The following is a 10,349-nucleotide window of genomic DNA, read 5'->3' as shown; positions in this document are numbered from 1 at the left end:
GATAGAACTCCGTCATCCCCGCGCAGGCGGGGACCCAGAGTACTTCAGGCGCTCACATTTGCGGCTGTGGCGCCAGCAGCAAAAACCACCCCGCGCCCCTGCTGCCCCATTGCTGCCCTAGCAACACCCCCTTTGCTTCTCTGCCAACACCTACCCCGCTAAGCCCGCGCAAACCCGCGCCACACAAGGCTTCCAGCCTTCTGGCCTGAAACCTGCTGAATAGCCCTTACGCATCGACGCTTTACCGTTGATGGATCAACCAGAGGGCTGCCCATGAGCATCGAATTTTTCACCCGCCTGCCACTGCACGGCGAAACCCAGTTTCTTCCTGGCGACCCACGTAACCGTGGCGACTGGGCAAATAACCCCAACAGCACCGGCGCCGTCTCCACGTTCGACGCCGAAGACGATTTCACCTATATCGATTACCTGGCGCAGATCGCCCGCGCGGCCGAGATCAACCGCTTTGGCGGCGTTTTGATGGTCAACGCACCGGGCGGTGAAGAGCCGTGGACGGTGTGCTCGTTGCTGGTCCGCGAAACCCGCAAGCTGAAGTTTGTCACTGCCTTCCAGCCCTACCACTTCTCGCCGTTTGCCGCCGCGCAAATGGCCGCCACTTACCAGCGAGCTTCGCGCAATCGCCTGGTGTGGAACATCATCAACGGCGGCTCGGAAGTGATTCAGCGCCAGGTCGGCGACTTCACTGAACACGATGACCGCTACCTGCGTGCCAGCGAGTTCCTCGATGTGGTTAAGGGCTATTGGCACAACGAGCAATTCCACTACGACGGCAAGTATTACAAGGCCGAAGGCGGCGGTATGCGCGGCCCGCAGAAGAAAGCCGAGCTGCCGCTGATCTGCACCGCCGGCTCCTCGGAAGCAGCGCGCGAACTGGCGGCCAAGCACGCCGATTACTACCTGATGCGCGCCGAGCGCCCGGAAGATATCCGCGCGCTGATCGACGACGTCCGCGCCCGCGCGCATAAGTACGGCAACACAGGCATTCGCTTTGGTTTGTCCATTGATGTGATCACCCGTCCTACTGAAGAAGAAGCCCTGGCTGAAGCCAAACGTTTCTTCGACGAGGGTGTGGCCAAAGGCGTGGTCAAGGCTATTGCCGCCCACTCCGGCCTGCGCTCGGCACGCAAACTGAGCTTTGAGCATGAGTATGCGGAGAAAGGCGACACCCAGGCCTACGACGACTTCTTTATCTACCCGAATGTTTGGTCCGGCTTCGGCTATATCGGCCTACCGCCGGGCGTGGCGTTGGTCGGTAGCTACCAGAACGTGGTCGAGCGTATCCGCGAATACAACAGCGTCGGCATCGACCTGTTTTTCCTCGCCGGCTACCCGCACCTGGAAGAAACCTATCGCCTGGGCGAGCACATCCTGCCGCACTTCCGTCACGAGCGTGCCGCGCTCAGCCGTGGCGCGGATGCGCCGGTGGCGTTGCACTCGGTCAATGGCGCCTAAGGAGCGGTTGGTATGTCTATCGAATTTGTCGGCATGGTGTTTCCCAGTCAATGGTCCGAAAGCAAAGGCCCACGCAGTGCTGGTTTTGACCTCAACTACTTGCGCCACCACGCCCGCGCCCACGAAGCAGCGGGCTTTGACCGCGTGCTGATTGCCAGCGGCCCAGGCGGTGCGGACAGCCTGCAGATTGCTGCCTACGCCGCCGCGCAAACCGAACGCCTGGGCTTTATGGTTGCCCATCGCCCGGCCCTCACCTCACCCACCGTGGCCGCTCGCTCTTTTGCCACGCTGGACCACACCACCGGTGGCGGGCGCATTCGTTTACACGCGATTACCGGCATTACCGCCGAGCCGGGTGAAGGCGATTTTCTCCTGGATAAAACCGAGCGCTACAAGCGCACCGACGAGTATCTGGAAATCGTCCGCCGCACCTGGAGCGCGGAAGAGCCATTTGACTTCGACGGTCAGTATTTCCAAATCAAAGGCGCGTTTTCGCCAGTGAAGCCGGCGGGGCCGATCCCGATTTCATTTGGTGGCTCGTCGGATATCGCTTATCAGATCGCGGTAAAGCACGCGGATTTGTATGCGCTATGGGGCGAACCGTTGACCGGCGTGGCAGAACAAATCGCCAAGCTGCGAGCAGCGGCGCAGGCAGCGGGAGTGGCGTCGCCACGGGTAAGTTTGTCGGTGCGCTTGATTCTCGGCGCCACCGAAGAACTGGCCTGGGAACGGGCGCGGCAGATACTTGCCGAGATCAAACAAAATCCACAGTTTGCCGAAGGCAGTCCCTGGTCCAAGCGTATCAAGGGCACAGGTTCTGAGCGCTTGTTAGCGGCTGCGGCAGCCGGTGATCGACATGATCGGGCGCTATGGATGCCAACGGCGACGGCAGTGGGTGCATATGGCGACACCACGGCCTTGGTCGGTACGCCGGAAACCGTTGCTGAGGCATTGCTGGATTACGTGGACTTGGGCGTGACTACGTTTTTGAACCGGGGTTATGACCCGCTGTACGACACCGTGGATTATGGCCGCTGGATTATTCCGGCAGTGCGCGAAGAGGCGCGGCGCCGGGAGTTGGTCCGACTCAAGACGGCTTGAACCTGAGACCGTGGGCGCAGCCCCCTTCACCCTAGCCCTCTCCCCCATGGGGCGAGGGGACTAAATTGTCTACGGTTCACTCCCCTCGCCCGCGAGGTCAACTCCCCTCGCCCGCTTGCGGGAGAGGGGCTGGGGGTGAGGGCCAGCGCAAACGCCAGTTACCTGCGTGCGTTCAACAACTCCCGTGCCGCCGCCAATGGCCGCTGATCCACCCAATCGCCAATATCAAAATCCCCTTGCAGAAACCCATGCAGGTTCAAAAAGTCCTTTTGAATCTGCAAAAACCCAACACGTTCCTCAGACAAACTCGGCGCCAGCGATTCATGGAAATTGCCGCGGTACGCCTCAGCCACGCCCTGACTACCGGCCTTGGTTTCGCTCTGCAAAATATTGAACAACTCAGCGCGGTTAGCACTGGCCCACTCCGCCGCGCGCAAGGTTTGCGCCAGAAAGCGCACCACCAGATCAAAGTGATTGTCGAGCAAGTCTTGGTGCACGGTGATTGGTCGTGGCGTGCCGTTGTTGATGCGTTGGCGCGGTTCGGCAATCAGGTCGAGGTCGATGCCGACCACCAGGCCCAAACGGCGTGCTGCATCGGCCGCGGACGCGCCTTTTACGTAGACGGCATCGACATCGCCGTTAACCAAATGATCAAGGCCCGACCATAAGCGTTGCAGGCTCTCCTGCGGCGTTGGCGCGCCTTCCTGTGGGGTTAGCGCCACTTCCACCAGTTGCACATCGTCAAAGCCCAAGCCGGCCAATGCCAACGCACCCTTGTAGCCATGCAAGCTCATGGCGCGGGCGATGCTGCCGCCACGGGTGTCGGCCCAGGCGGGCAAGGCCAGGCGTTTGCCTTTGAGGTCGGCGGGGCTGCGAATACCGGAGTCGGGGCGGACCAAAATGGTTTGCCATTCTTCAATCCAGGTCAGGCCGATCAAGCGGCTCGGCGCACCGGCTGCACGCGCGGCAAGAGCAGGCACGTTGCCGCCTTCGCGAAAGAGCCCGGGCAAGTCATGGTCGTAGTGATGACGGCCAAGCTGCCGCGCCTCCTGCAAGGTGTCGACCGGCAAACCATCGGCAGCGAATTCTTCGCTCAGCCAGCCGAGTTTGTAGGCGATGCCGGAGGCGGTTGGCACTGGACAGCGGGTGAACCAGATTTTTTCCAAGGTGTGATCGGTGGCAACGGCAAGGCTGGACATGGGCTAACTCCGGGTTAGGAAACGTGTAAGCCCTAGTGCAGCGCCCATGCCAACGCCCACAACCCCCGTGGCGCGGGCGTTGGCGCCTACAGTGCTGCAGTGCCAACACAGGTTGTTGCTGCACGGGCAGCAGTCCGCCCGTGCATTGCTGCTCCAGCAGCAAGGGCGTGCGGCAAATTTCTGCTGGCAACACGCGCTGTCTGGCTTGCAGCCCCCTGGCACAGAACCTGCTCTCACCCCACCAACGACCATGCCGAGCCCGGCATACACAGACCAAGAGGTGAGTTATGAGTGAGGCCGCACGCACGTTCGCGCCCCCGGCAAGCGCGGTGCTGATCAGTGAAGAACAGGCAATTGCCGTGGCCAAGGAAATCGCCAAGGAGATCGCTGCCATCGCCGCCGACAGCAGCCAGAATGGCCAACTGCCGCGGCGTCAGGCGGAGCTGTTGTCCAGCAGTGGCCTAACCGCCATTGGCGTGCCAAAACAGTTTGGTGGCCTTGGTGCTTCGGTGCAGACCATTGTTGAAACCGTGCGCATTATTTCGCTCGCCGACGGCGGCGTCGGCCAGTTGCTGCAGATTCACAACGTGATGCTGCGCGGCATTTTTCAGGGCTACAGCGACGCCGTGCGCGACCGCCTAATCGCCGATGTGCTGGCCGGTAAACGCTTCGGCAACGCGCTGGCCGAAGTCGGCGGGAAAAACAAATTTGCCTTGAAAACCCGTGTTGAGCGGCGCGCCGACGGCAAGCTGGTGTTGAACGGCAGCAAGTTCTACTCCACCGGCTCGTTTCTGGCCGAATGGATTTCCCTCACCGCCGCCTCCGATAACGGCGGCGCAGCCGTGCTGCTCAATCGCAACTCACCAGGCCTGACGTTGGTCGATGACTGGGATGCCTACGGGCAGAAAAACTCGGTCAGCGGCACGGTGATTTTCGACAATATCGAGCTGGACGAAGACTACGTTATCTACCGCCAAGGCCCGATGAAACGCACCGGCCTGACCTTTCCGCAAATTCTTCACGCTGCGATCGACACCGGCATTGCCGCCGGCGCTCTGGAAGCCGGCGTGCACTACCTGAACAACAACGCGCGGCCCTGGGTGGAAAGCGGCGTTGATCACGCCAATGAAGAGCCGCATATCATCAAACAGATTGGCGAATATGCGGTGGCCTTGCGCGCGGCTGAATCGCTATTGCGTGATGCGGCAAGGGTGTTTGACCTGCATGAGCAAGACCCGGAAAACAAGGCACTGCAAGACGAGCTGATTCTGTCCGTCGCCACGGCCCGCGCCCACTCCGACAGCGCGTCATTGAAGATCTCCAGCGACATCTTTTCGCTGCTGGGCGCCAGTTCCTCGCTGATCAAATGGAACCTCGACCGCTTCTGGCGCAACGCCCGCGTACACACCACCCACGACCCGATTCGCTGGCGCTTGCACCATGTCGGCAATTACTACCTCAATGGCGTCGACCCTGGCGAATACACCGCCATTCTTAATGCCAAGCAGGCGGAAGGCGCGGTGAAAAAGTAGGCGAATACAGAGGGCACCCAAAGGTGCCCTTCTGTTATGTGCGGCGCACTAAGCCACCGACAGTTCGCGCAACGCCGCAGTAGCCAAAAAGCCGGAGCGTGAGGCGTAACGGCGATCCTTATTGACCTTTTCGTCAATGCGCAGCAGCAGGTTTTCCGGCAGGGTGGCGTTAAACCGAACGGACTTTCCCAGGTAGGGCGTCACATCGAACTCCACCACCGCCCACACGCCGCCGGCATAGTCTGGATTGTCGATATGGGCATCGATTGCTTGCGCCTGCGGTAGCGGATCACCATCGGCGACCAACCCTTCGAAGTGCAGCGCCAAGGCTTCCAGCACATTATCGAGCGCTTGCGCAGCGCTGGCGCCAGCAGAAAAACAGCCGGGTACGTCAGGGATGGAAATCCCATAGTGCGATTCAGCGTCTTTGTGCAACACCACTGGAAATTTCATTTCAATTACCTCGCTCAATTGATTGAGCTCCTGAGCCCGTAAGCCCGAGCTCATCTAAGGCCCGCAGATTTCAAAATGTTGTGAAATGTCCCTATGGGTATTTCCAATTTTGGGTGCGGAACCGTCACTCGCCCCGGCTTTCGCGGATGTTTGAACTGATGGTGACTGCCCTTCACCGCGATTTCGTACCAACCATCCGCCTGGATCAAATTTATAACGTCGCGACTGCGCATCCTTGCCTCCATTCAGGCGCGCAGTAGTGTGTACCATACACACCAATCGCCTCGCCTGCAATCTGGATATACACACTGCACACACAGCGCAACGAAAGCTGTACTACGCCAGCGGGCTTTACCGCAGCGCGCTCTGGAAATTACGTAAGATGCCCGCTGCGCAACTTACGAGACCCAGTCATGAGCAAATACGTTGTCGACGCCAACTACCGCTTTGTTGCGGCCTATCAGGAAGTAAATGCGCGCATCAGCCAGCGCCAACAGGCGCTAACCCTGTATGTATCGCTGGTGGTCAGTTTGCTGGCGGCGTTGGTGGCGTTAAAACCTGGCGCCAATGGCGGTGAATTGCCGATTGAATGGCTGGTGTTGGGCTTTCCCGTGGCCTCGACTAGCCTGGCGTTTCTCAATTACAAAGCCGAGCGGGCGATCACCAACCTGCGACGTTTTCTGGCAACGCTTGAGCAGTTGGGCGATGTGCATGAGCAATTGCCGAGTTACAACACCGACCCGCAGTGGGCCCAGGGCGCCAACAAGGCGCGGCGCTTCCATGACTACGCCAGCGCGGTGCTGGTGGCCGGCGGCAATGCCATTGGTTTGGGCGCGGTGTTGAAGATTTACCCGGAGCGGATTGCCGAGAATCCGCTGGTGATTTGGGTCAGTGCGGGGGTGGCAGTGGCGTCGTTGTTACTGCTATTGGCGACGCCGTATTTGAGTTACAAGCCAAAAACGGTGTGAGGTCTGCCCCCCTCACCCTAGCCCTCTCCCCAGGTGGGAGAGGGAACTGATTGGGGTGAGTTCGGCGTCCATCAGTCCTCAGGCCACCTGCTCTAGCAGCTTCTTGCCCTGGGGCCACAACCCGGTCATTTTCCATTGTTGCTCCAGCACACCCGGCCCGAACTCTTGCGAACCGCCCAGGTTCTCCGCCAGGGCCTGGAAGTAAGCGCCCTCCTCAATCAGCAGAATCAACTTAGCCACCTGGATAATGCTTTCTCCCCAGAAGGTTGCGCCGCCGTTGGCTTCCAGCAGGGCCGGGATATTGGCGTCGCGGTTCAGCGTTTCGACAATGAAGTCCGACTCCGCCTGGGTGCGATCCAAGTACAGCGGCAGCTCACGCGCCAGGGTTACCCGCTGCGAAGCGGCGTAACGCAACGGCAGCACACGGTGCGCGCCGGCCCAGCCGCCGAGGTAGGGGGTATGCACATGGGCGACCACGTTTACGTCGGCACGCTCACGCAGCACGTGGCCATAGCGCTTGCCACTGCCAGCTTCTTTGCTTTCGCTTAGCGGCGCGCCGGAGGGCAGGGATTCGTCCAAATGCACTACGCCGTCGTAGCTCACCACCGACACCGCCACCTTCTGCTCATCGGCCCATGGGCTGGGTGCACGCAGGGCAACAACCAGGTCGGTACTTGGCAAACGCAGGTAGGCCTGCAAGGTGTTGGTGGCGGTCAGGGTGCGGGTTTCTTGCAGCACGCGGAAGGCTTTGGCGAAGTCGCGTTTGGCCTGGGCGACAAAGTCGAGCTGGCTGGCGTTCAGGGTGGTCTGGCTCATGGTGCGTCCTTGTGGGTAGCGCCACTGGAGTAGTGGCCATATCAGGCATAGAGCAGAACTTGTGCCAGCCGCCCTCCCCCCACTAACCACGGGGGTTTCCGTCCGCAGCGCAGCCTGCAAACGCAGCGCCTGTTGCCAGCCAGACATGAAACTGCTGACGGACTGCTGCTAGATCAGCAATCGCCCTCTGCCCCCTGATGAGCAGATGCCGCCAAGCCACGCACCACGGCGCTTACCGCCAATTCACCAGGCGTGGCATGGCCGTTGCAAACGTGCAGCCAACGCTTCCCCGACCCTCTTCACGGGGGAGACAGCCACCGCGTAGGAGCAGCAATGAGCACTGAATTCTTCTGGCGTTTGCCACTGGGCACCGACGGCCCGCAGCTAAGCACCGACAACCACAACCGCGGCGCCCACAGCCACCGCCCCGGCAATATCGCCCCAGGCCGTTTGCCCAATGGCGAGCCGGACGATTTCACCTATATCGATTACATCGCGCAGGTGGCCAAGGCAGCCGAGCTGGCCGGCTTTGAAGGCGCCTTGCTGCCCACCGGGCCGGAGCCATGGATTGTGGCCGCTGCACTGGCGCGCGAAACCCGGCGAATCAAGTTTCTGATCGCGTTCCAGGCCACCTGGACCCTGCCCGCCTATGCAGCTCAACAAGCAGCCATTCTGCAGAACCTCAGCCGCGGTCGCCTGGACTGGAACATCATCACCGGCGGCAACCCGGCCGCCCAACGTGCCAATGGCGATTACCTGGAACACGACCTGCGCTACAAGCGCACCGGCGAATTCCTCGATGTGATTCAGGGCCTGTGGGAAAACGACAAATTCTCTTACCAAGGCGACGTCTACAAGCTCGACAACGGTTCGCTGCCGCCAGGCCTGCATAACGAACGCAAGCCGGGCGTGTACTTCTCCGGTTTCTCCGACGCCGCGCTGGATGTGGCCGCCAAACACGCCGACGTGTACCTGAACTGGGCCGAGCCGGTGGACAAGCTCAAGCCGCATATCGAGCGCGTGCGTGAGTTGGCCGACAAGCAAGGCCGTACCGTACGTTTTGGCCTGCGTGTCGACCTGTTCGCCCGCGAAACCGAAGAAGCGGCCTGGCGTGACCTCAAGGCGCAATATGATCGCCTGGCCAGCAAAAGCAGCGCGGTAGCAAAGAACTTTATCAGCGGCTCCGACTCGGTTGGTGCGGCGCGCCAGACCGCCTACCACCAGAACGTCGACCGCTTCGAAGACCTGATTCTCGGCCCCAATCTGTGGGCCGGTTTTGCCAAAGCCAAGCCTGGCCCAACCGTCGGCTTGGTCGGCAGCCACGAGAATATCGCCGAGCGCTTGGTGGAATACCGCGACGCTGGCTTTTCGACCTTTATCCTCGCTGGCAACCCGCACCTGGAAGAAGCCCTGCGCATTGGCCAGGAAGTGTTGCCGCTGGTGCATCAGCGCCCCGCCGCCAGTACCACGGTGGCTGACCAACTGAAGGTCAGCGCCTGATGAGCAAACTCGAAACCCTCTGGTACACCCATAGCCCAGTGCCCACCGGCCTGGGCATTGCCGCGCAATCCGGGCGTTTGGCCGAAGCTTTTCGCCCGTTTGGCACCAATATCCAATCGCTGCGTGAGTCCAGCGAACGTGAAGTGCGCGAAGCTCACTACGACCATCACCTGCAAAATTCGGTACGCCACGGTGGCAATATTCCCGCTATCTGGGCGTATGCGGCGGGCGTGGAAACCCGCGTACTGGGGCTGTCGTGGAGCGATGAAGTGCAGTTGATCCTGACCACCGAGGACAGCGGCGTTCGCAGCATTCGCGACCTGAAAAACCGCCGCTTTGGTCTGCCGAAATGGGCCAACGTACAGATCGACTTCACCCGCGCCCAAGCCCTGCGCGGGTTGGAAAACGCGCTCAAGCTGGAAGGCTTGGAAGTCAAAGATGTTGAGCTGGTCGACTACCCCTACGGCGGCACCTACAGCGACGAACAACGCCACCATCTCTACGGCTCGCAAGTGGCGCTTAATAACGGTCGTCATAGCCGGCGCAACAACGAATTGATCGGTTTGCTGCGTGGCGATATCGACGCGATCTTTCTCAAGGGTGCCCACGCCGTGCAACTGGCCAGCGAGTTTGGCCTGCGCGTGGTGGTGGACACCGGCTCGCACCCCGACCCGCTCATCCGCTCCAACAACGGCACGCCGCGCACGCTCACCGTGGATATCAACCTGCTCGAAGAGCACTTTGATGCCTCGGTGCGCATTGTTGATACGGTGCTGCGTACCGAGCAATGGGCCTGGGCCAACCCCGATCAAACCAAGCGTTTTCTTGCCCAGGAACTCAACACCAGCGAGTACTGGGTAACCGCCGCTTATGGCGATGACGCCCATCGCCGTTTACGCACCAACTTTGATGAACGCTCGATTCACTGCCTGCAGGATTTAACCGATTTCCTCCATCGCTGGGACTTTATTCCACGCACGTTCGATGTACGCGACTGGATAGATACCCGCGTGTTGGAACATGTTGTCGGCGCCACCAACCGCCGCGCCATTTAAGCCTGCTGCTGGAGCAACACAGCCAACTAATTGCTTCTCCAGAAGCACCCTTGCAGCAACTTTTACTGTAAGGATTTCAGGCAACCCCAGGGCAAACTTTCCATTACCCGGAAGTTTGCCCTGGGGTTGCTTTTTTTATGCCTGCTTGGTTTTTTTAAACTCAAATAAACTCGTTATTTACCAACAACTTAGTGATTTAAATCAAAACAGCAAGAACAAAGAAAAGCTATTGGCACACTCCCTGCTATCTCC

11 protein-coding genes are annotated in these 10,349 nt (G+C 60.2%); 7 read left to right on the top strand and 4 right to left on the bottom strand.

Annotation, left to right across the window (positions count from 1 at the left end; all coding sequences use genetic code 11):
• Window positions 1-273 precede the first annotated feature (273 nt).
• Window positions 274-1,473, top strand: a complete 1,200-nt coding sequence (locus AAAB16_RS01805) for an LLM class flavin-dependent oxidoreductase (RefSeq protein ID WP_340661792.1) — start codon at window positions 274-276, stop codon at window positions 1,471-1,473.
• Window positions 1,474-1,485: 12 nt separating this feature from the next.
• On the top strand, window positions 1,486-2,574 hold the full coding sequence (locus tag AAAB16_RS01800; protein ID WP_340661791.1) for an LLM class flavin-dependent oxidoreductase: 1,089 nt from the start codon (window positions 1,486-1,488) through the stop codon (window positions 2,572-2,574).
• 158 nt (window positions 2,575-2,732) lie between these two features.
• On the opposite strand, the gene AAAB16_RS01795 is transcribed toward AAAB16_RS01800, so the two are convergent.
• Window positions 2,733-3,773 carry an ABC transporter substrate-binding protein gene (locus AAAB16_RS01795; protein ID WP_340661790.1) on the bottom strand — a complete coding sequence of 347 codons (1,041 nt, stop codon included), beginning with the start codon at window positions 3,771-3,773 and terminating at the stop codon, window positions 2,733-2,735.
• A 287-nt stretch (window positions 3,774-4,060) separates the two neighbouring features.
• Between AAAB16_RS01795 and AAAB16_RS01790 the strand changes: the two genes are divergently transcribed.
• Entirely contained in the window at window positions 4,061-5,305 is a 1,245-nt protein-coding gene (locus AAAB16_RS01790) for an acyl-CoA dehydrogenase family protein (protein ID WP_340661789.1), read from the top strand.
• 48 nt (window positions 5,306-5,353) lie between these two features.
• On the opposite strand, the gene AAAB16_RS01785 is transcribed toward AAAB16_RS01790, so the two are convergent.
• Both AAAB16_RS01785 and AAAB16_RS01780 read right to left on the bottom strand, forming a co-directional pair.
• Window positions 5,354-5,758 (bottom strand): type II toxin-antitoxin system HicB family antitoxin, encoded by a 405-nt coding sequence (locus AAAB16_RS01785; RefSeq protein WP_340661793.1) that lies wholly within the window; start codon window positions 5,756-5,758, stop codon window positions 5,354-5,356.
• A 50-nt stretch (window positions 5,759-5,808) separates the two neighbouring features.
• Window positions 5,809-5,991 (bottom strand): type II toxin-antitoxin system HicA family toxin, encoded by a 183-nt coding sequence (locus tag AAAB16_RS01780; protein ID WP_110613718.1) that lies wholly within the window; start codon window positions 5,989-5,991, stop codon window positions 5,809-5,811.
• 180 nt (window positions 5,992-6,171) lie between these two features.
• Between AAAB16_RS01780 and AAAB16_RS01775 the strand changes: the two genes are divergently transcribed.
• On the top strand, window positions 6,172-6,726 hold the full coding sequence (locus tag AAAB16_RS01775; protein ID WP_110613717.1) for a hypothetical protein: 555 nt from the start codon (window positions 6,172-6,174) through the stop codon (window positions 6,724-6,726).
• A 78-nt stretch (window positions 6,727-6,804) separates the two neighbouring features.
• On the opposite strand, the gene AAAB16_RS01770 is transcribed toward AAAB16_RS01775, so the two are convergent.
• A complete protein-coding gene (locus AAAB16_RS01770; protein ID WP_340661788.1) occupies window positions 6,805-7,542 on the bottom strand; it encodes a class II aldolase/adducin family protein in 738 nt (245 codons plus the stop codon).
• 333 nt (window positions 7,543-7,875) lie between these two features.
• On the opposite strand from AAAB16_RS01770, the gene AAAB16_RS01765 reads away from it, so the two are divergent.
• The 3 genes from AAAB16_RS01765 to AAAB16_RS01755 all read left to right on the top strand — a co-directional run.
• Window positions 7,876-9,042 carry an LLM class flavin-dependent oxidoreductase gene (locus AAAB16_RS01765; protein WP_340661787.1) on the top strand — a complete coding sequence of 389 codons (1,167 nt, stop codon included), beginning with the start codon at window positions 7,876-7,878 and terminating at the stop codon, window positions 9,040-9,042.
• Window positions 9,042-10,097: an ABC transporter substrate-binding protein gene (locus AAAB16_RS01760; RefSeq protein WP_340661786.1), complete on the top strand. Its 1,056-nt coding sequence runs from the start codon at window positions 9,042-9,044 to the stop codon at window positions 10,095-10,097. Before AAAB16_RS01765 ends, AAAB16_RS01760 begins: the two co-directional genes overlap by 1 nt.
• Window positions 10,063-10,349: hypothetical protein (locus AAAB16_RS01755; RefSeq protein ID WP_340661785.1), on the top strand; the 287-nt coding region annotated here is incomplete at its 3' end. The genes AAAB16_RS01760 and AAAB16_RS01755, both read left to right, overlap by 35 nt.

It is taken from the genome of Pseudomonas sp. (assembly GCF_037994325.1).
Taxonomy (GTDB): domain Bacteria; phylum Pseudomonadota; class Gammaproteobacteria; order Pseudomonadales; family Pseudomonadaceae; genus Aquipseudomonas.
The sequence above is the reverse complement of the archived record's forward strand: the minus strand, read 5'-3'. Positions and strand labels throughout refer to the sequence as shown.